This window comes from Thalassiella azotivora (genome assembly GCF_054781695.1).
The window spans coordinates 35,864-55,603 of record NZ_BAAGTX010000024.1; the positions used below are offsets into that span (position 1 = coordinate 35,864).

The window sequence follows — 19,740 nt, forward strand, 5'->3', positions numbered from 1 at the left end:
GCATGAGCCAGCTGCCTCGCCGGACCTTCCTCACCGGTGCCGCCGCCACGGGCGCGGCCGCACTCACCACGGCCGCACTCACCACCCCCCGCACTCGCCACCCCCGCCTCCCCGGCGCTCGCCGCCCCCGACCGCGCCGCCCCGGCGCTCGTCCGCGACCGCCTGACCCTCACCTCCGGCGTCCAGAGCGGTGACGTCACCACGCGCTCCGCCGTCCTGTGGGCGCGGTCCAGCGGGCCGGGCCGTCTCGTCGCCACCGTCCGCAGCGGCCGGTTCCACCGCGTCGTCCGCGGCGGTCTGGCGACCCCGGAGACCGACCACACCGCGAAGGTGCTGCTGCGGGGCCTGCCGCCCGGCCGCCGGTACGACGTCGACCTGCACGTCGAGGCCTCGGACGGCACCCCCGGCGAGGTGGGCCGCGCGACCTTCGGGACCGCGCCCGTGCACCGCGCCCCGACGAGCCTGGTGTGGACCGGCGACACCTGCGGGCAGGGCTGGGGCATCAACCCCGACCTCGGTGGGCTGGTCGGGTACCGGGCGATGCTCGACACCGAGCCGGACCTGTTCGTGCACGCCGGCGACATGGTCTACGCGGACGGCCCGATCCAGCCCGAGGTCGTCGAACCCGACGGCCAGGTCTGGCGCAACCTCGTGCTCCCCGAGGTCGCGAAGGTCGCCGAGACCCTCGACGAGTTCCGTGCCCGCTACCGCTACACGCTGCTGGACGACAACGTCCGGGCGCTCGCGGCGAGCGTGCCGCTGGTCGCGCAGTGGGACGACCACGAGACGACGAACAACTGGTACCCCGGCGAGGTCCTCACCGACCCCCGGTACACCGAGAGGCGGGTCGACGTGCTGGCCGCCCGCGCCCGGCGGGCCTGGCAGGAGTGGAACCCCGTCGGCGACGCGGCGTCCCTGCGCCCCGGCACCGGCTTCGAGCCGACCCGCGTCCACCGCAGGATCGAGCGCGGCGCCCACCTCGACCTCTTCTGCCTGGACATGCGCACCCACAAGGGGCCCAACACCGACGGTCTCGAGCCGCACCGCACCCCGATCCTGGGGCGGGAGCAGGCCGACTGGTTGGTGCGCGAGGTCAGCCGCTCCCGGGCGACCTGGAAGGTCATCTCGGCCGACATGCCCCTCGGGCTGGTCGTCCCCGACGGTCCGGTGAACCAGGAGGCCGTCGCCAACCGGGACCCCGGGCAGCCGCTGGGACGGGAGCTGGAGATCGCCTACGTCCTGTCGGCCTTCAAGCGCCACCGGGTCCGCAACGTCCTGTGGGTCACCGCGGACGTGCACTACTGCGCCGCCCACCACTACGACCCGTCGCGCGCGGCGTTCACCGACTTCGACCCGTTCTGGGAGGTCGTCGCCGGACCGATCGCCGCGGGCACGTTCGGCCCGAACCAGCTCGACGGCACCTTCGGCCCGCGGGTCGAGTTCAGCAGGGCCGCGGACCGCCCGAACCAGTCGCCTCGTGGGGGCAACCAGTTCTTCGGTCACTGCGCGGTCGCGGCGGACGGCGTCCTCACCGTCAGCCTGCGCGACCTGCACGGCACCGTCCTGTGGTCGCGTGACCTGGAGCCGCAGCACTGACCGGGCGGGGCGGAGCGTCCGCGGGCCCCTCGCGAGGTCGACGAACACGCCGCGTGCGATCGAGGGCGCGCGGCGTGTTCGTCCGACTCGCGGTGGGGGATGGGGGATGGGGACGGGTGGCGGTGAGGGGGCGGCGCTGGACTGGGGAACGCGGGTCAGCCGACGGCGGCGACCAGGGACACGGCGAGGCCGAGCATGACGACGGCGATGAGGGCGTCCAGGACCTGCCAGGAGCGCGGGCGGGCGAACAGGGGCCGCAGCAGCGTGGCCCCGTACCCGAGCGCCGTGAACCACAGCAGGCTCCCGAGGACCGCGCCGCCGGCGAACCACCACTCGCGACCCGGGTGGCTCTGGGCGATCGAGCCGAGCAGGACGACGGTGTCGAGGTACACGTGCGGGTTCAGCCAGGTCAGCGCCAGGGCGGTGCCGACGGCCGACGCCGCGGACACCGGCGAGGCGCCGCCGCCCGCCTCGAGCGCCTGCGGGCGCAGCGCCCTGCGCGCGGCAAGCACCGCGTACCCGGCGAGGAACGCCGCCCCGCCGAGCCGGACGACGTCCAGGACGACCGGGCGTCCCTGCACGACCGCGCCGGCTCCGGCGACGCCGGCGACGATGAGGACGACGTCGGAGGCGGCGCAGACGAGCACGACACCACCGACGTGCTGGCCCCTCAGCCCCTGCCGGAGGACGAACGCGTTCTGGGCGCCGATCGCGACGATGAGGGACAGGCCGAGGCCGAGGCCGGCCAGCGCCGTGAGCAGGTGCGGGGTCACGCGGACGACGCTAGGACGCCGCGTCTGTGAAGTGAAGCTCACGTTCCTCACGCAGCATTAGGGTTGCTTCATGCAGGTGGACCCGGGTCAGCTGCGTGCTCTCGACGCCGTCGTCCGCGAGGGCACCTTCGAGGCAGCGGCCCGCGCCCTGCACGTCACCCCCTCCGCCGTCAGCCAGCGGCTGCGCGCGCTCGAGGTGGTCACCGGCCGGGTGCTCGTCGTGCGCTCGAAGCCGGTGCGGCCGACGGAGTCGGGGGAGGTGCTGCTGCGGCTCGCCCGCCAGGTCGAGCTGCTCACGGACGAGGCCCTCGCCGAGCTCGGGGCCGCGGCCGACGGTCTCGACGAGCCGCGGGCGGGCCGGTGGCGCTCGGTGCCCGTGGCCGTCAACGCCGACTCGCTGCGCACGTGGGTGCTGCCCGCCCTGGCCCCGTTGGCCGGGGAGGCCGCCTTCGACGTCCACCGCGACGACGAGGAGCACACGGCAGCGCTGCTGCGGGCCGGCACGGTCGTCGCCGGCATCACCACGGACCCCGAGCCGGTGCCGGGCTGCTCGGCCACCCGGCTGGGGCGGATGCGCTACCGGCCCACGGCCGCCCCGCAGCTGGTGCGCCGCTGGTTCGCCGACGGCCCGACGCCGGACGCGCTCGCCCGGGCGCCGGTCGTGGTGTTCGACCGCAAGGACGATCTGCAGCACCGGTACCTGCGTCGGCACCTGGGCGACGACGTCCGCCCGCCCGCCCACTACGTGCCGTCGTCGGCGGACTTCATGGACGCCGTCCGTCTCGGCCTGGGGTGGGGGATGCTCCCCGACGCCCAGGGCCGTGAGCACGTGGACGCCGGCGACCTCGTCGTCCTCGACCCCCACGGGGCGGTGGACGTCGTCCTGCACTGGCAGCAGTGGAAGCTGCGCTCGCCGCTGCTCGACCGCGTCGCCGAGGCCGTCGTCACCGCCGCCCGGCAGCACCTGCTGCCGTGACGGCCGGCCCCGCCCAGTCGTTACGATCGACCGTCCGCAGTCGCGGGCCGGACCTGGACAGGGAGGGTGGCCGATGGCAGGCAACTCGCAGCGCCGCGGTGCCATCCGCAAGGCAGGCTCGAAGAAGGGGGCCCGCGTCGGGACGGGCGGGCACGGCCGCAAGGCACTGGAGGGCAAGGGGCCCACGCCCAAGGCGGAGGACCGCATCTACCACGTCGCGCACAAGCGCAAGAAGTCCGCGGAGCGCCGGGCGGGCGCCGCCGCGAAGGGCGCGCGGGCCCGCGCCGGGCGCAAGGGCTCGACCAGCGAGGTCCTCGCCGGGCGCAACCCCGTGGTGGAGGCGCTGCGGGCCGACGTCCCGGCGACCACGTTGTACGTCGCCTCCAGGATCGACTCCGACGACCGGGTCAAGGAGGCGCTCAAGACGGCCGCGGAGCGCGGGCTGAACCTCATGGAGGTCTCCCGGCTGGACCTCGACCGGCTCACCGACGGCGCCGTCCACCAGGGCCTGGCGCTGCAGGTGCCGCCGTACGAGTACGCGGACGTCGAGGACCTGCTCGACGTCGCCGCGGAGGCCGGGCAGGCGCCGCTGCTCGTGGCGCTGGACGGCGTCACCGACCCGCGCAACCTGGGAGCCGTCGTCCGGTCGGTGGCGGCGTTCGGTGGGCACGGCGTGCTCGTGCCGGAGCGCCGCGCGGCCGGGATGACCGCGTCGGCCTGGCGGACGTCGGCCGGCGCCGCCGCCCGGGTCCCGGTGGCGCGGGCCACGAACCTCACCCGGGCCCTGGAGCAGCTCAAGAAGGCCGGGGTCTTCGTGCTCGGGCTGGACGCCGAGGGCGACGTGCTGCTGCCGGACCTCACGCTGGCCACGGAGCCGCTGGTGCTCGTCGTCGGCTCCGAGGGGCAGGGCCTGTCCCGGCTGGTGCGGGAGACCTGCGACCAGGTGGTGTCGATCCCGATCCACGCGGCGACGGAGTCGCTCAACGCCGGGGTGGCTGCCGGGGTGGCGCTGTACGAGGTGGCGCGCCGGCGCGGCTGAGGTCGGGCCGGCACGGCCGCTGGGTCAGCGCGCCGGCGGGTCGTCCACGACGACCGGGAGCTCCTGGGTGTCGACGCCGAGGACGGCGGCCTCGTCGGGCTTGAGCGGCAGGATCCTCTCCACGTACGAGTCGACGGCCTCCCGCAGCGGCAGGTCGCGCCGCTGCTGCTCGGACATGTACCAGCGGTGCTCCAGCACCTCGTGGTAGACCTCCGCCGGCTCGAGCTTGCCGCGCAGCTCCTTCGGGACGGCCCGCACCACGGGGTTGAAGCACTGGTCGACCCAGTCGTGGGCGAGGATCTCCTCGTCCTCGTTCTGCCGGTCGGTCGCCGCGATGTAGCTGTCGAGGTCGTTGAGCAGGCGGCGGGCCTGGTTCTCCTGCGCGTCCAGGCCCGTGAGCCGCAGCAGCCGCCGGGAGTGGTGTCCCGCGTCGACGACCTTCGGGCGGATGCTGACAGTGGTCCCACCGACGTCGGTGCTGATCTCCAGCTCGTCGACGTCGAAGCCCAGGTCGTTGAGGCGCTCGATCCGGGCGGCGACCCGCCACCGGTCCCCGGTCTCGAACGACTCCGGCTCGGTGAGCTCGGCCCACAGCGAGGCGTACCGGTCCATGATCTGCTCGCTGGTCGCGACGGGGTCGACGGACGGGTCGAGCATCTCCCCGGCGGCCAGGTCCATCAGCTCCCCGGCGATGTTCACCCGGGCGACGTCGAGGTCGTGGGCGCGCTGGCCGTCGCTGAGCTGGTCGTGCAGCTCACCGGTCTCGGCGTCGACGAGGTACGCGGCGAACGCGCCGGCGTCCCGCCGGAACAGGGCGTTGGACAGCGACACGTCGCCCCACCAGAACCCGGCCAGGTGCAGCCGCACGAGCAACGCCGCGAGCGCGTCGATCGCGCGCGCCGCGGTGTCGGGGCGCAGGTTCTGGCTGAACAGGGCCCGGTACGGCAGGGAGAACTGCAGGTGCCGGGTGATGAGGACCGGGTCGAGCGGCTCGCCGTCCGGGCACGTGCGTCCGGCGATCACGGCCAGGGGAACGACGCACGGCAGCCCGATCCGCCGCATCTCGCGCAGCAGGGCGTACTCGCGCCGCGCGAGCTCCTCCTTGATCTCCTTGATGGCGATGACGCCGCCGCTGAGCCGGACGAACCGGACGACGTGCCGGGAGATGCCTCGCGGGAGCGCCGCCAGGCGCTCCTCGGGCCACTCCTCGAGGGGCAGCTCCCACGGCAGGTCGAGCAGCGCGGGGTCCGGGGACGCCGAGGTGATCTGCAGGGCCATCGCTCCTCCTCACCCTGCGGCCGGGGCGCACGCCGTCCGCGCGTACCCGCCTCGACCGTGGCACGGCGTGGGGCCCGGCGCCCACCCTCGGTGGTCCGGGCCCCGCGCGGGTGTCAGTGCTGGTCGCCCAGCCGTCGGCCGTCGGCCGTCGAGAACAGGTGCGTGTGCCCCTGCTTGGGCGTGAAGTGGACCGTCGAGCCCTTCTCGGGGGGACGACGGCCGTCGACGCGGGCGATGATCTCGTGTTCGTCGTCGCCGATGCGGGTGCGGCCGTAGACGTAGGCGTCGGCGCCGAGCTCCTCGACGACGTCCACCTCGACCGGCAGCCCGTGCTCGGACAGCTCGAGGTCCTCGGGCCGGACGCCGACCGTGACCCGGCCGTCGCCGGCCTCGCCGAGGACGCCGCGCTCGACCGGGTGGGTGGTGTCGCCGAACTGGACGCCGCCGTCGACGACCTTGAGGTCGAGCAGGTTCATGGCGGGGGAGCCGATGAACCCGGCGACGAAGACGTTGTTCGGGTGGTCGTACATCCGGCGGGGCGTGTCGACCTGCTGCAGCAGGCCGTCCTTGAGGACGGCGACGCGGTCGCCCATCGTCATCGCCTCGACCTGGTCGTGGGTGACGTAGACGGTGGTGACGCCGAGGCGGCGCTGGAGCTGGGCGATCTGGGTACGCGTCTGCACCCGCAGCTTGGCGTCGAGGTTCGACAGCGGCTCGTCCATGAGGAACACCTGCGGCTGGCGGACGATCGCCCGGCCCATCGCGACCCGCTGGCGCTGACCACCGGAGAGGGCCTTCGGCTTGCGGTCCAGGTACTCCGTGAGGTCGAGGATCTTCGCGGCCTCCTCGACCCGGCTGCGGATCTCGGTCTTGTTGACGCCGGCGATCTTCAGGGCGAAGCCCATGTTGTCGGCGACGGTCATGTGCGGGTACAGCGCGTAGTTCTGGAAGACCATCGCGATGTCGCGGTCCTTGGGCTGGACGTCGGTGACGTCCCGGTCCCCGATGAGGATGCGGCCGGCGTTGACGTCCTCCAGGCCGGCGAGCATCCGCAGCGAGGTGGACTTGCCGCAGCCGGAGGGGCCGACGAGGACGAGGAACTCGCCGTCCTCGATGTGCAGGTCGAGCTGGTCGACCGCGGGGGTGTCGCTGCCCGGGTAGACCCGGGTGGCCTTGTCGAACGTGACCGTAGCCATGGGGGTGCCTTCCCTCTCACCGGCAGGAACGTGCCGGACGATCCGAGTGATCAGGGTGTGCCGAGCGGCCGGTCGACCCTCGGGTGATGCAGTTGTGGCGCCGTCGGCGGACGACCTCGTCATCGTGTCCTACCCCGGGCCCGGCGTAAAGGGTCGTCTCGCCGCGGCCGGTGAGTTCCCGGCCGCGCGGCGGTCTGACGGACGTGACCGAGGTGCTCGCGACAGGTGTCCGCATGGGGGAGTCGCCCCGCTGGCACGAGGGTCGGCTGTGGCTGTGCGACTGGCTGGCCGGTGAGGTGCTGGCCCTCGACGCGGCGGGGGGCCGCGAGGTCGTGGCCCGGTGCGAGGGCCTGCCGTTCTCGATCGACTGGCTACCCGACGGTGACCTGGTGATGACGACCCCGCAGGGGGTCGTCCGGGGCGCCGACTCGCCGTCGGGACCGCGTCCGTACGGGGCCGCCGGGCAGCCTCTCAACGAGATCGTGGTCGACGCCGCCGGCCGGGTCTGGGTGGACATGCCGGGGGCGGCGCCGGGCGAGGAGCCGAGGCCGGGCTTCGTGGGCGTCGTCCTGCCGGACGGGACGTTCCGCCGGGCCGCGGAGGACGTGTGGTTCCCGAACGGGATGGTGGTCCTCGGTGACGACACGCTCGTCGTGGCGGAGTCGCACGCCGACCGGTTGACGGCCTGGACCATCGACGGGTCCGGGGCGCTGGTCGACCGCAGGGTGTGGGCGCAGCTGCCCGACGGCGCCGCCCCGGACGGGTTGTGCGCCGACGCGCAGGGCGCCGTCTGGTACGCCAGCGTCCCGGGGCAGCGTTGCGTCCGGGTGGCGCCGGGCGGGGAGGTGCTCGCGACCGTCGAGGCGGACCGCGGGTGCTTCTCGTGCGCGCTCGGCGGGGACGACGGCCGCACCCTCTTCGTGGTGGCCAACCGGTGGGACGGCGGCGGGGCGGCGGACGGCGTCGTCCTGACCGAGCGGGTGGAGGTGGGCCGGGGCGGCCGTCCCTGAGCCGGGGACCGTCCCTGATCCGGGGACGGCCACGGCCCCTCAGCCCTTGACGGCCCCGGCGGCCAGCCCTCCGACGATGTAGCGCTGCAGGTACAGGAACAGCAGCACGACCGGCACGCTCATCAGGACGGCGCCGGCGGCGAACACCCCGAGGTTGTTGGAGCGGTCACCGTCGAGGATCGAGTACAGGCCGGTGGCGAGCGTCTTGACCCGGTTGTCGGTGAGGAACACCGACGCGATGAGGAACTCGTTGACGACGGTGACGAACGAGATGAGCGCCGTGGTCGCGAGGATCGGGCGGACCAGCGGCAGGATGATGAGGAAGAACGTCTGCGCGTGCCTGGCCCCGTCGATGCGGGCCGCCTCGTCGAGGTCGCGGGGGATCGAGTCGAAGAACCCCTTGATGAGCCAGACGTTGCCGAGCGCCCCGCCCATCAGCAGCAGCCCGTAGCCGGCCAGGGTGTTCAGCCCGACCTGCGGGAGGACCTGACCGATCGAGGTGAACATGGCGTACAGCGCCACGATCGCGAGGAACTGCGGGAACATCTGGATGAGCAGGATGGCGAGCAGCCCACCGCGACGGCCGGAGAAGCGGAACCGGGAGAACGCGTACGCGGCCAGCGCGCTGAAGAAGACCTGCAGGGTGCACACCACCGTGCACACGACGACGGTGTTGAGGTACCAGCGCGTGTACGGCCCGCGGTCGCCGGCGAGCAGGCTGGCGAAGTTGTCGAGGCTGACCTGCCGGGGGAGCAGGGTCGTGCTGGCCAGGGTGCCCAGCGGGTTCAGCGCCGCGGAGACGACGAACAGGATGGGGAACACGGCGACCGCCATCCCCAGCCAGGCGACGGCGTGCCGCCAGCCGACCTCGCGCCACCACCGCCGTCCGGTGAGCCGGTCGTGCGCCTGGGCGCGGGTGCGGGCCATCAGCTGACCTCCTCGAGGACGCGCGTGGAGCGGAACTGGATGGTCGCGATGACCGCGGTGATGACGAACAGCAGGACGGACGCCGCGGCGGCGAACCCCAGCTGGGCGCCGGACCCGCCGAACGCCAGCCGCATGACGTAGCTGATGAGGATGTCGGTGTGCCCCGCCTGCGGGTTGTCGGGTGGGAACGGCCCGCCCTCGGTGAGCAGCTGGATCGCGTTGAAGTTGTTGAAGGCGAAGGCGAACGACGCCACGAGCAGCGGGGCGACGGCGACGAGCAGCAGCGGCAGGACGACCTGCCGGAACGTCTGCCACCCGCTGGCGCCGTCCATCGCCGCGGCCTCCCGGACGTCGGACGGGATCGCCTGCAGCGCACCGGTGGACACGACGAAGAAGTACGGCACCGTCATCCAGACGTTGGTGATGACGACGGCCGCCTTGGCCAGGGTCGGGTCGCCGAGCCAGTTGACGTCCAGCCCGGTCAGCTCGTTGATGAGGCCGAAGTCGCGGTTGTAGAAGTTCGACCAGACCAGCAGGGCCACCACGGTCGGGACGCCGTAGGGCAGCACGAGCACGGAGCGGTACAGGCGCTGCCCGCGGATCCGCGCGTCGTCCAGCGCGATGGCCAGGCCCAGGCCGAAGGCGAAGCTGACGCCGACGGACAGCAGCGCGAAGACGAGCGTCCAGGCGCCGATGCGCAGGAAGCCCTCGCGGATGGTCTCGTTGGTGAGGATGCGCTCGTAGTTGCTGGTGCCGACGCCCTGCAGCCAGCTCTGGCTGAACGCGGGGCGGCCGCTGCCGTCGACGAAGAACTCGCTGTCGCCGACGACCCCGACGGGGTACCGGGTGCCGGTGGCGGTGTCGACGATCTCGTCGGCCGCCTCGTCGTAGCGCAGCGCGGTGACGCCCTCGAAGGCCCGGTTCGTCCCGAGCGGCCGGATCGCGCCGTCGTCGGTGGGGACGGCGAGGTCCTGGATCGCCGCACCGGCCTCGTTGACCTGGCGGGGCGTGAGCAGCGTGAAGCCGGGGACCTCGGTGACGCGGTCGTCGGCGACGGTGACGTCCCCGCCGTCCAGGGGCTCGAGCCCCTCGGCGTCGCCGGAGAAGGCATCCCCGGTGTCCTGGTCGACGAGGAAGAACGTGAACGGGCCCTCGGTGGGGCTGCCGGTGGTGCCGACGGTGAGCGTGAAGGCGCGGGAGTCGGGCAGCTGGGTCACCGAGCTGCCGACGATGCTGGCGACCGCCTCGTCCTTGGTGCCGCGGTGGCCGTCACCGAAGTTGGTGAAGGACAGCTGCACGGTGAGGGCGATGGGGTAGACGATGAAGGCGGTCAGCAGCAGGGTGCCGGGCAGCAGGTACTTCAGCGGCACCAGGCGCCGGGTGGAGTAGACCGCCAGGACCAGCAGCGTGCCGCCCCACAGCGCCGCCAGGCCGAGCCACTGCTCGGCGGCCAGGAGCACCGGCGTCAGGGCCAGGCACGCGGTCGCGAGGACGGCGACGACGGCCACCTTGACGAGCACCACGGTGACGGTGCTGGAGCGGCCGCGGCTGTGCAGCGGCTCGGCGGGTGGCGCGACGGACGGGTCACGGGACGTCGGACTCAACGGGGGTGGCCCTCTCGCGGGTGGGTTGGGGACCGGCGCCCGGTCCGCCGTGACGGCAGACCGGGCGCCGGGGTCGGGAGGGTCAGCTCACTGCAGCTGCTCGGCGATGGTCGTGCCGGCGGTGGTCATCGTGGACGCCGGGTCGGCTCCGCCGACGATGGCGGACTGCGCCTTGCCCAGCGGCTCCCAGATGGCGGCCATCTGCGGGATGGCCGGCAGGATCTGGCCGCCCTCGGCGGCCTGGGCGAACGCGGCGGTGTCCGGGTCGGACGCCGAGATCTCCTGCAGCACCTCGGTCATGGCCGGCGGACGCGGCTCGGCGTCGTACAGGGCGCGCATGGTCTCCGGGGAGTTCGCCGCGTCGAGGACGAACTGCTGGGCGTAGGCCTTGTTCACGCCCTTGCTGGCCACGTAGAACGCCTGGACGCCGGTGAACGGCTGGGCGGGCTGCATCCCGGCGAAGCCCACCATCGGGGTCAGCTCGTAGCTGATGCCGGCCGTCTTGATGTCCGACACCGCCCAGGGGCCGGACTCGAGGAAGGCGCAGCGGCCCTCGGTGAACAGGGAGATGGAGTTGTCCGGGGTGATGGACGTCTTCAGCACGCCCTGGGCGCCGAGCTCGCCGATCTTGGCGGCCGCGGCGAGGGAGCCGGGCTGTCCGACGCCGAGGTCGGTCGGGTCGTAGTCGCCGTTGGCGTCGGTGCCGAACAGGTACCCGCCGCCCGAGGTGTACAGCGGCTGCATGTGGTACGCGTCGCCGTTCTCGCCGACCTGCAGGCACAGCGCGTTCTCGGCGCCGGAGTCGGCGGCGAGCTGGGCGAGCTCCTCGATCGAGGACGGGGCGGTGGGCACCAGGTCGGTGTTGCGGTACAGGCCGATGGTCTCGTAGGCGTAGGGCAGGCCGTACGTCTGGCCGTTGAAGGTGACGCCCTTCACCGCGATGGGGGAGTAGCGGGCCTTGTCCGCGTCGGTGAGCTGGACGGGGTCGATGGCGCCGTTCTGGACGAGGTTGCCGATCCAGTCGTGCGCGCCGATGACGATGTCCGGGCCGTTGCCGGCGCTGTTGGCGGTGACGAAGTTCGTCTGCAGCTGGTCGTTGGCGACGGTCTGGACGGCGACGGAGATGCCGTTGGTCTCCCCGAACTGCTCGGCGACGTCGGTGAGGGCCTCGGTCCGGTTCGCGTCGGCCCAGATGACCAGGTCGGCGTCGGCCCGCTCGGGGACGCCGTTCTCCTCGGCGCTCTCGCTGGGGCTGGGCTCCGGCTCGGACGCGGAGTCGTCGCCGCCTCCGCACGCGGTGAGGAGGAGGGCGAAGCCGGCCGTCAGGGCCAGGGCGCCGCGGGACCTGCGCATGGTGGGTCTCCTGTCGCTGGGGTGCCTGCCGCGGGTGCTGCCGGGGTGGCTGTGGCAGGCCGTGGCGGCAACGTAGCAAGAACTTGCAGCAAGAAGAAGCGGAACTCTGAAGGATCTTGCATCGCTGCGCTAGGGTCCGGCCCATGGCCACCGACCGAGCCCGCCTGGCCGACATCGCCGCTCAGGCGGGTGTCAGCGAGGCCACCGTCAGCCGCGTGCTCAACGCCAAGCCCGGCGTCGCGGAGTCCACCCGCCAGGCCGTCCTGACCGCGCTCGACGTCCTCGGGTACGAGCGGCCCGCCCGCCTGCGCCGCAAGTCCGCCGGTCTGGTCGGCCTGATCACCCCGGAGCTGGAGAACCCGATCTTCCCGGCGTTCGCGCAGGTGATCGAGTCGGCCCTGGCCAGGCAGGGGTTCACCCCGGTGCTGTGCACCCAGACGCCCGGCGGGGTGCACGAGGACGACTACACCCAGATGCTGCTCGAGCGCGGCGTCTCCGGCATCGTCTTCGTCTCCGGCCTGCACGCCGACACCACCGCGGACACCGGCCGGTACACCCGCCTACGCGACCGCGGGCTGCCGATCGTGCTGATCAACGGGTACGCCGAGGACGTCGACGCGCCGTTCATCTCCAACGACGACGCCGCGTCGATGGACCTGGCCGTGGCCCACCTCGTCGCCCAGGGGCACAGTCGGATCGGGCTCGCCCTCGGTCCGGGGCGCTTCGTCCCGTCCACCCGCAAGGTCGCCGGGTTCCGCTCCGCCCTGGCGTCCCACCTCGGTGTCGAGGACGCCTCCGACCTCGTCGAGCACACCCTGTTCTCCGTCGAGGGCGGGGCCGCGGCCGCGCAGCACCTCATGGACCGCGGCTGCACCGCCGTCATCTGCGGTTCGGACATGATGGCGCTCGGCGCGATCCGCGCCGTCCGCGAGCGGGGCCTGGACGTCCCGGACGACGTGTCCGTCGTCGGCTACGACGACTCGCTCCTCATCGCCTACACCGACCCACCGCTGACGACGATCCGCCAGGCCGTCCCCGCGATGGGCGCCGCAGCCGTCCGCGCCCTGCTGGACGAGATCAGCGGCGTCCCGGCGCCGCGCGCCGAGTACGTCTTCCGGCCCGAACTGGTGGTCAGGTCCTCGACAGGGGCCGCGCCGCGCCGGTGACGCCGCGCCGGTGACCCCACGCCGGTGACCCCACGGGCGGCGGCGCGGGGTCACTGCCCGGTCGGGTAGGCCTCGAGCTCCTCACCGTGCGGGCGGACTCCGTGGACGGGTGCCAGCGCCGTCGTCTCGTCCAGCCACAGCAGCGCGTCGTAGCGCCGCCCGGCGACGGTGGGCACGTAGTTGCCCCAGGGCTCGCGGTCGGGGTGGTAGACGACGCCGACCGCACGGTGGTCGAGGGTCTCCGCGGCCCAGCCGCCGGCCCGGTCACCACCGGGCACGAACAGCGCGGCGCCGCCCGGCACGGTCTCGTGCAGCAGGTGCTCCAGCGAGCCGCGCCGCGCCGCGGGGAGCCGCATCGCGGTCGCGGGCTCACCCCACGCGTCGGCCGCCACGACCGTGCCGCGGTGGGTCGCGAAGCCCACGAGGACGACGTCCCGCTCACCGTGCCGCTCCCGGACCAGCTGGCCGACGTTCACCATCCCGGCGGTGGCCATGTCGGTGAACCGGGCGTCACCGACGTGCGTGTTGTGCTCCCACACCACCGCCCGGACCGGCGTGCCGCCCGCGACCTCGGCGTGGTGCTCCGCGACGGCGTCGAGCGTGTCGGCCATGTGGACGTCGCGGACGTTCCAGGACGTCGGGCCGCCGCGCTGCGGTGCGGTGGCGTGCGTGCTCATCGGGCCTCCGTCCGGTCGTGCCGGAGCCGTACCCGTCCCCGTCCGGGCCATGCGACCGGACCACCGCGCCCGCTGGGGCTGGTCAGCGCGGCAGGGGCACCTCGGCGAGGGGGTCACCGGTGTCCACGAGCAGCCGGCCGCCCGGCCGCAGGGCGCGCGCGATGCAGGCCAGCGCGGGCCGCAGGAGGTCGGGGTGGCGTCCGTCGAGCGCCCCCACCCGGCACGCGAACGCGAGGTCGAACAGGTCGACGCCGTCCGGCAGGGTGAAGGCCTCGACGGGAGCCTGCAGGGTCGACAGCACGCCCGACGCGATCTCGTCGACGCAGGTGGCGCGGGTCCGGGCGATGCCCGAGGCCGACCGGTCGAGGACCAGGACGTGCCCGGACGGACCGACGCGCGCCGCGACCTCGCGCGCGGCGGCACCCGGGGCGCCGCCGACCTCCAGGACGCGCGTGCCCTGCTCCAGCGGCAGGGCGTCCACGACACGACGCAACCGGTCCGACAGCCGGTCGCTCACGGTCGTCGCCAGTCGCGCCCGGTGCGTCCCACGACGGTGATCGTGACCCGTTCACGGTACGTCGGTCAACGAACCGACACCGCCGTGGGCGCCCATCAGGTCAGGTGGCATAGGCGTCCCGCCGATGAGTCACGGCTAGCACGGTGACGGTCCGGGCGTCCTCATCGACGACGTGCACGATCCGGTACTGGCCCCGACGGGCCGAGTGCCGGCCCGTCAAGGGAGGCCTGAGGGCCTTGCCGACTCGGTGCGGGTTCTTCGCCAGCGGGCCGACCATGAACTCGATGGCAGCGGCGGCGACTGCCTCGGGCAGCGTCTGCAGGTGGCGTCGGGCTGAGGCGGTGGGGACGACGCGATACGTCAACGGCCGCCGCGCCGCCGCTGGGCGAGGTCGCTCTCCAGCTGCTCCATCGTGGTGAACGCCCCGGAGGCGGCGTCGCGCTCGCCCTCGCGCAGGGCGGCCATGGCCTCCGGGTCCTGGAGGAGGGCGAGGGTCTCCTCCAGCGCCTCGAGGTCGTCGGCCGCCATGATCACCACCGCTGCCTCGCCGTTGCGGGTGACCGTCACTCGTTCGTGCGTGGTTCGCACCGAGTTCACGACGTCGCTGAAGTGCGCCTTGGTGTATGCCAGGGACCTGGTGCTCATGACTCGAATAGTAGTCACCGACGCTCGCTGGAGCCAGGCGCATGTCACCGATGAGTTCCACCTGCGCGGCTGGTCGGATCGGTGCCACCACCACACCAGGAGGACCCGTGCCGTCACCGACCACCGACCGATCAGCCCTGTGGGACGCGGTCCACGCCGAGCGCGAGGCGCTGGCCGACGACCTGGCCGACCTGACTCGTGAGCAGTGGTCGCACCCGACGCTGTGCGGCGAGTGGACCGTCGAGGACGTCGTCGCCCACCTCACGGCGGCGGCCAGCACCGGACGGCTGCGGTGGATCGCCAGCATCGTCGGCGCCCGGTTCGACCCGGCCGTGCACAACGAGCGGCGGCTCGCCGAGCACCGGGGCACCGACCCGGCAGGGACCCTCGAGCGCTTCGGGGCCGTGGTCGCCAGCACCACCGCGGCGTCGGGGCACACCGCCGCGTGGCTGGGCGAGGTGGTCGTGCACGCCACCGACGTCCGCCGCCCGCTCGGCCTGGCCCGCGAGCCCGACGTCGCCGCCGTCACCGCGGTCGCCCGGTTCTACGCCAACCGGGACTTCACGGTCGCCAGCAGGCGTACGGTGAAGGGGCTGCGGCTCGCGGCGACCGACGGTCCGTTCGCGACCGGCGCCGGCCCGCTGGTCACCGGCACGACGCTCGCGCTGACCATGGCCATGGCGGGCCGGCCAGTGTTCTGCGACGAGCTCGACGGGGACGGCGTGACGACGCTCCGGCTGCGCTGCGCCGGGACCCGCTGACGGCGGCTCGTCAGTCCGCGGCCGGCGCGCCCAGGACGTCGGCCAGGTGGTGCAGGGCCACCGCGGCGGACGGCGGGTCGGGCAGGCGCCAGCCCGCGGCGGTGTCGCCGTCCCCGACCTTGACCCCGACGTCCCCCTCGCCGAGCACCCGGAACACGGTCTCGTCGGTGACGTCGTCCCCGATGTACACCACCGCGTCGACGCCGAGCTGCTCGCGCAGGGACGTCACGGCGCGGCCCTTGTCGGTGTCGACGACCGACAGCTCGACGACCTCCTTGCCCTGCATCGCGTGGACGCCGTCCAGGGTGGCGGGGCCGTCGAGGACCGCGCGGGTCGCGGCGGCCGCGACGTCGCGGTCGGCCTGCCGGGTGTGCAGGACGGCGCCGGCCGGCTTGGTCTCCAGGTCGGTGCCCGGGTGGTCGTCCACCACGTCCCGCACCGCGGTCATCACCCGCTCCAGGCGCTCCCGCTCGGCGTCGTCCAGGTCGGTCGGTGCGCCCTCGACCTCGGCGCCGTGGCTGGCCACGAGCAGCGCGCCCTCGGGTGGGCCGGCGCGCAGGCGCAGGTCCTCGAGCGCCCGCCCGCTGACCAGGGCCAGGTGCGAACCGTCGGCGCGGACCAGTCGGCGCAGGGCCGCGGACGCCTCCGGCAGTGGGGTCGCTGCGTCGCGGTCCTCGACGATCGGGGCGAGCACCCCGTCGAAGTCCAGCGCCACCAGCACCGACCTCCCGCGCAGCGCCTCGAACGCGCCGCGCACCCCCTCGCCCGTCACGACGACGGTTCGTTCGCCGCGTCGCGCTGCTGCTGCACGGACGCCTCGTGGCTCCCCGAGGAGTCCGACGTGGACTCCCGCGGGCCCTGGGCCGAACCGCCGCGCGGGACGGGCGGGTCCTGCAGGTAGCGCAGGAAGTCCTGGGCCCAGCGCGTCACGTCGTGCTCGCGCACCCGACGGCGCAGCGCCCGCATCCGCCGTCCCTGCTCCTTCGCCGGCATCGCCAGGGCCCGGCACACCGACTCCTTGAGGCCCTCGATGTCGTGCGGGTTGACCAGCAGCGCCTGCGGCATCTCGTCCGCGGCGCCGGTGAACTCGCTGAGCACCAGCACGCCGCGCTCGTCGTGGCGTGCCGCGACGTACTCCTTGGCGACGAGGTTCATGCCGTCCCGCAGCGACGTCACGAGCAGCACGTCGGCGATCTGGAACAGCGCCGCCATCTCGTCCCGCGGGTAGGAGTGGTGCAGGTAGTGCACCGCGGGCTGGCCGATGGTCGAGTGGTCGCCGTTGATCCGGCCGACGGTCAGCTCGATCTCGTCGCGCAGCTGCTTGTACTGCTCCACGCGCTCCCGGCTCGGGGTCGCGACCTGCACCAGCACGGACTCGGTGGGGTCGACGACGCCGTCCTCCAGCAGCTCACCCCAGGCCTTGAGCCGGTGCCGGATGCCCTTGGTGTAGTCGAGCCGGTCGACCCCGAGGACCACCTTGCGCGGGTTGCCCAGCTCCTCGCGCAGGCTCCGCACCCTCTCCGCCGTCTCCTCGCTGCGCGCCAGCTCGTCCAGGCTCCCGGCGTCGATCGAGATGGGGAACGCGCGCGCGTGCACCCGGCGACGTCGGCCGTCCTCGCCGTCCGGCACGTCCAGGGTGTGCGCGCGGCTCGTCAGGCCCACCGCCCGCCGGCACGCGCGCAGGAAGTTGTTCGCGTCCTGGGTGCGCTGGAAGCCCAGCAGGTCCGCGCCGAGCAGCCCCTCCACGACCTGCCGACGCCACGGGAGCTGGGCGAAGATCTCGTACGGGGGGAAGGGGATGTGGTTGAAGAACCCGATCCGCAGGTCCGGGCGCAGCCGGCGCAGCACCGCCGGCACGAGCTGCAGCTGGTAGTCCTGCACCCACACGGTCGCGCCCTCGTCCGCCTGCTCGGCCGTCGCCCGGGCGAAGCGCTCGTTGACGCGGACGTACGCCTCCCACCAGTCCCGGTGGTACTCCGGTGCGACGATGACGTCGTGGTACAGCGGCCACAGCGTGCCGTTGGAGAAGCCCTCGTAGAAGTCGGTGACCTCGTCGGCCGACAGTTCCACGGGCACCAGGCGCATCCCGCCCTCGTCGAACGGGTCGAGGTGCTCACCGGCGGCACCGGTCCACCCGACCCAGGCGCCGTCCGCGCGCCGCATCACCGGCTCCAGGGCGGTCACCAGGCCCCCGGGGGACTGCCGCCAGGCGGTCGAACCGTCCGGCTGCTCCACCCGGTCGACGGGCAGCCGGTTGGCCACCACCACGAAGTCGTAGCGCCCGGACGCTGTGGGCACGCTGCACCAACTCCTGCTCTGTGCGAGGGCGCCGAGGGAGGTCCGGAGCGGCGCTCCCGGGGCAGCCGGCGGGTGTCCTGTCGACCCTAGCCGCCCCCCTCGAACCCGTCGCGTCGGCCGCGCGCCCACCTCGTGGGACGCGGGCCGGTCGGGGGCTGACGAAACGGGCACGGCGCACTACGGTCGACGCACCGGACGCGCTCGGCACGGACGGTCCGTGCAGCAGACCGGACGGTGGAGGGTGGGAGCCATGCGCATCTCCGACGTGCTGCGCCGCAAGGGCGACCGGGTGGTCACCATCGCCCCCGACGAGTCCGTCCGCACGCTCCTGGCCCGGCTCGACGAGCACGGCATCGGCGCGATGGTGGTGTCCGCGGACGGCAGCACCGTGGACGGCATCGTCTCCGAGCGGGACGTCGTCCGGCGGCTGCACAGCGACGGCACCGGCCTGCTCGACGAGACCGTCGCCGAGATCATGACCGCGGACGTCCACACCTGCGAGCCGGGCAGCCCGGTCGTCGACATGGCCGTGCTGATGACCGAGCAGCGGATCCGGCACGTGCCGGTGCTGTCCGAGGGCCGGCTCGTCGGCATCGTCAGCATCGGCGACGTCGTCAAGCACCGCATCGACGAGCTGACCAGCGAGCGCGACCAGTTGACCGCGTACATCACCTCCTGAACCTCCTGGACCGTGCCCGCCGCGCGCGGGCGCGGGCCGGCGACGCCGCGGGGGACCGACCTTCGTCGGACCCGAGCGCCCGCGGACGAGACGTTCGTCGGACGGCGGAGCCACCGGCGCGCGCCGCCGCTCACGTACCGTGGGCGGCGTGGAGGACCACGGGTGGGACGCCGTCCCCAGGCCCGCCGACGTCCAGCGACTCGGCCCGTACCGGCTCGTCCAGCGCGTCGGTGCCGGCGGGATGGGCGTCGTGCACCTCGGTCTGGACGCCAGCGGCCGCGCCGTCGCCGTCAAGGTGCTGCGCCCCCACGTCGCCGAGGACCCGGCCGCCCGCCACCGCCTCGCGCGGGAGGTCAGCACCCTCCAGCGGGTCCGGCACCCGCGCGTCGCGGAGGTCCTCGACGCCGACACCGTCGGCGAGCAGCCCTACGTCGTCACCCGGTACGTCCCCGCGCCGCCGCTGGACGACCACGTCCGGCTGCGCGGGCCGCTGACCGGCGGGGACCTGGCCCGCCTCGCCGACGGGCTCGGTGAGGCGCTCGCCGCCATCCACGCCGCCGGTGTCGTCCACCGCGACCTCAAGCCCGGCAACGTCCTGATGGACGAGGGCGAGCCGGTCGTCATCGACTTCGGGATCGCGCACGTCGCCGACGACGTGCGGCTGACGAGCACAGGCCTGGTGATGGGCACTCCCGGGTACCTGTCCCCCGAGGTGCTCGACGGGAACCCTGCCACCCACGCCACCGACTGGTGGGGGTGGGCCGCGACCCTCGCCTTCGCCGCGACCGGCCGGCCGCCGTTCGGCCGCGGTCCCGTGGACGCCGTCCTGGACCGGGTGCGTCGCGGCGACGTCGACCTGGACGGCGTCCCCGCTGCGCTCGCGCCCGTCCTGGAGCGGTCGCTGGTCGCCGAACCCTGGCAACGGCCCCATCCGACCGAGCTGCGCGCCGCCGTCCGCGACCTGTGGCTGGCCTCCCGGGTCCCGCTGCGCGAGGACCTGCTCAACGGCCGGGGGCACGACGCCGCCGACGCGACGCAGGTCGTGCACGCGCCGGTCGACGACCGCACCGCCGCCATCGCCACGCCGCGCACCCGCGTCCTGCCCGTGGAGCCGTCGACCACCCCCGTGCCGCGACCGGCCCCCTACGCGTCGGCGCCGTCCCCGGCCGCGCCGTCCCCGGCCGCGCCGTCCCCGGCCGCGCCGTCCCCGGCCGCGCCGTCGGCAGCCGCGCCGTTGCCAGCAGC

19 protein-coding genes and 1 pseudogene are annotated in these 19,740 nt (G+C 73.9%); 8 read left to right on the forward strand and 12 right to left on the reverse strand.

Annotated elements, in window-relative coordinates:
- The first annotated feature begins 36 nt into the window (after window positions 1–36).
- On the forward strand, window positions 37–1,596 hold the full coding sequence (locus tag ACYVQV_RS15835; protein ID WP_461024280.1) for an alkaline phosphatase D family protein: 1,560 nt from the start codon (window positions 37–39) through the stop codon (window positions 1,594–1,596).
- 155 nt (window positions 1,597–1,751) lie between these two features.
- Here the strand turns inward: ACYVQV_RS15835 and ACYVQV_RS15840 are convergent, their stop codons facing one another.
- Window positions 1,752–2,369: a LysE/ArgO family amino acid transporter gene (locus ACYVQV_RS15840; protein ID WP_461024281.1), complete on the reverse strand. Its 618-nt coding sequence runs from the start codon at window positions 2,367–2,369 to the stop codon at window positions 1,752–1,754.
- A 70-nt stretch (window positions 2,370–2,439) separates the two neighbouring features.
- On the opposite strand from ACYVQV_RS15840, the gene ACYVQV_RS15845 reads away from it, so the two are divergent.
- Both ACYVQV_RS15845 and rlmB read left to right on the forward strand, forming a co-directional pair.
- On the forward strand, window positions 2,440–3,345 hold the full coding sequence (locus tag ACYVQV_RS15845) for a LysR family transcriptional regulator ArgP (RefSeq protein WP_461024282.1): 906 nt from the start codon (window positions 2,440–2,442) through the stop codon (window positions 3,343–3,345).
- Between the two features lie 73 nt (window positions 3,346–3,418).
- Window positions 3,419–4,384, forward strand: coding sequence for a 23S rRNA (guanosine(2251)-2'-O)-methyltransferase RlmB (rlmB, locus tag ACYVQV_RS15850; RefSeq protein ID WP_461024283.1), 966 nt, complete (start codon window positions 3,419–3,421; stop codon window positions 4,382–4,384).
- A 24-nt stretch (window positions 4,385–4,408) separates the two neighbouring features.
- Here the strand turns inward: rlmB and ACYVQV_RS15855 are convergent, their stop codons facing one another.
- Both ACYVQV_RS15855 and ACYVQV_RS15860 read right to left on the reverse strand, forming a co-directional pair.
- Window positions 4,409–5,662: a DUF4032 domain-containing protein gene (locus tag ACYVQV_RS15855; protein ID WP_461024284.1), complete on the reverse strand. Its 1,254-nt coding sequence runs from the start codon at window positions 5,660–5,662 to the stop codon at window positions 4,409–4,411.
- Window positions 5,663–5,775: 113 nt separating this feature from the next.
- Window positions 5,776–6,858 carry an ABC transporter ATP-binding protein gene (locus tag ACYVQV_RS15860; RefSeq protein WP_461024285.1) on the reverse strand — a complete coding sequence of 361 codons (1,083 nt, stop codon included), beginning with the start codon at window positions 6,856–6,858 and terminating at the stop codon, window positions 5,776–5,778.
- A gap of 233 nt (window positions 6,859–7,091) precedes the next feature.
- On the opposite strand from ACYVQV_RS15860, the gene ACYVQV_RS15865 reads away from it, so the two are divergent.
- Window positions 7,092–7,868, forward strand: coding sequence for an SMP-30/gluconolactonase/LRE family protein (locus tag ACYVQV_RS15865; protein ID WP_461024286.1), 777 nt, complete (start codon window positions 7,092–7,094; stop codon window positions 7,866–7,868).
- 39 nt (window positions 7,869–7,907) lie between these two features.
- Here the strand turns inward: ACYVQV_RS15865 and ACYVQV_RS15870 are convergent, their stop codons facing one another.
- From ACYVQV_RS15870 to ACYVQV_RS15880, 3 genes are all read right to left on the reverse strand, one after another.
- Complete coding sequence (locus ACYVQV_RS15870; protein ID WP_461024287.1) at window positions 7,908–8,795, reverse strand: sugar ABC transporter permease; 888 nt, start codon at window positions 8,793–8,795, stop codon at window positions 7,908–7,910.
- Window positions 8,795–10,399: an ABC transporter permease subunit gene (locus ACYVQV_RS15875; RefSeq protein ID WP_461024288.1), complete on the reverse strand. Its 1,605-nt coding sequence runs from the start codon at window positions 10,397–10,399 to the stop codon at window positions 8,795–8,797. The genes ACYVQV_RS15870 and ACYVQV_RS15875 overlap by 1 nt, the downstream gene beginning before the upstream one ends.
- Window positions 10,400–10,486: 87 nt before the next feature.
- Entirely contained in the window at window positions 10,487–11,752 is a 1,266-nt protein-coding gene (locus ACYVQV_RS15880) for a sugar ABC transporter substrate-binding protein (RefSeq protein ID WP_461024289.1), read from the reverse strand.
- Window positions 11,753–11,895: 143 nt separating this feature from the next.
- Here ACYVQV_RS15880 and ACYVQV_RS15885 point away from each other — a divergent pair, with 143 nt between their 5' ends.
- Window positions 11,896–12,918 carry a LacI family DNA-binding transcriptional regulator gene (locus tag ACYVQV_RS15885; RefSeq protein ID WP_461024290.1) on the forward strand — a complete coding sequence of 341 codons (1,023 nt, stop codon included), beginning with the start codon at window positions 11,896–11,898 and terminating at the stop codon, window positions 12,916–12,918.
- A gap of 50 nt (window positions 12,919–12,968) precedes the next feature.
- On the opposite strand, the pseudogene ACYVQV_RS15890 reads toward ACYVQV_RS15885, so the two are convergent.
- The 4 genes and pseudogenes from ACYVQV_RS15890 to ACYVQV_RS15905 all read right to left on the reverse strand — a co-directional run.
- Window positions 12,969–13,565: pseudogene (locus tag ACYVQV_RS15890) on the reverse strand (erythromycin esterase family protein); the annotation flags it as partial.
- A gap of 112 nt (window positions 13,566–13,677) precedes the next feature.
- Entirely contained in the window at window positions 13,678–14,112 is a 435-nt protein-coding gene (locus tag ACYVQV_RS15895) for a class I SAM-dependent methyltransferase (protein WP_461024291.1), read from the reverse strand.
- A 100-nt stretch (window positions 14,113–14,212) separates the two neighbouring features.
- Complete coding sequence (locus ACYVQV_RS15900; protein WP_461024292.1) at window positions 14,213–14,476, reverse strand: type II toxin-antitoxin system RelE family toxin; 264 nt, start codon at window positions 14,474–14,476, stop codon at window positions 14,213–14,215.
- Window positions 14,473–14,757: a type II toxin-antitoxin system Phd/YefM family antitoxin gene (locus tag ACYVQV_RS15905; RefSeq protein ID WP_461024293.1), complete on the reverse strand. Its 285-nt coding sequence runs from the start codon at window positions 14,755–14,757 to the stop codon at window positions 14,473–14,475. The genes ACYVQV_RS15900 and ACYVQV_RS15905 overlap by 4 nt, the downstream gene beginning before the upstream one ends.
- Window positions 14,758–14,864: 107 nt before the next feature.
- Between ACYVQV_RS15905 and ACYVQV_RS15910 the strand changes: the two genes are divergently transcribed.
- Window positions 14,865–15,518 carry a maleylpyruvate isomerase family mycothiol-dependent enzyme gene (locus ACYVQV_RS15910; protein ID WP_461024294.1) on the forward strand — a complete coding sequence of 218 codons (654 nt, stop codon included), beginning with the start codon at window positions 14,865–14,867 and terminating at the stop codon, window positions 15,516–15,518.
- Window positions 15,519–15,528: 10 nt separating this feature from the next.
- Here the strand turns inward: ACYVQV_RS15910 and otsB are convergent, their stop codons facing one another.
- Together otsB and ACYVQV_RS15920 are read right to left on the reverse strand one after the other, a co-directional pair.
- Window positions 15,529–16,290, reverse strand: a complete 762-nt coding sequence (gene otsB / locus ACYVQV_RS15915; protein WP_461024295.1) for a trehalose-phosphatase — start codon at window positions 16,288–16,290, stop codon at window positions 15,529–15,531.
- On the reverse strand, window positions 16,287–17,816 hold the full coding sequence (locus ACYVQV_RS15920; RefSeq protein WP_461024296.1) for an alpha,alpha-trehalose-phosphate synthase (UDP-forming): 1,530 nt from the start codon (window positions 17,814–17,816) through the stop codon (window positions 16,287–16,289). Before ACYVQV_RS15920 ends, otsB begins: the two co-directional genes overlap by 4 nt.
- A 250-nt stretch (window positions 17,817–18,066) precedes the next feature.
- Here ACYVQV_RS15920 and ACYVQV_RS15925 point away from each other — a divergent pair, with 250 nt between their 5' ends.
- Together ACYVQV_RS15925 and ACYVQV_RS15930 are read left to right on the forward strand one after the other, a co-directional pair.
- The gene (locus tag ACYVQV_RS15925) at window positions 18,067–18,495 is read left to right on the forward strand and encodes a CBS domain-containing protein (RefSeq protein WP_461024297.1); all 429 of its coding nucleotides are present in this window, start codon (window positions 18,067–18,069) and stop codon (window positions 18,493–18,495) included.
- Between the two features lie 148 nt (window positions 18,496–18,643).
- Window positions 18,644–19,740 (forward strand): serine/threonine-protein kinase (locus ACYVQV_RS15930; protein WP_461024298.1); only part of this gene is annotated, 1,097 nt, incomplete at its 3' end.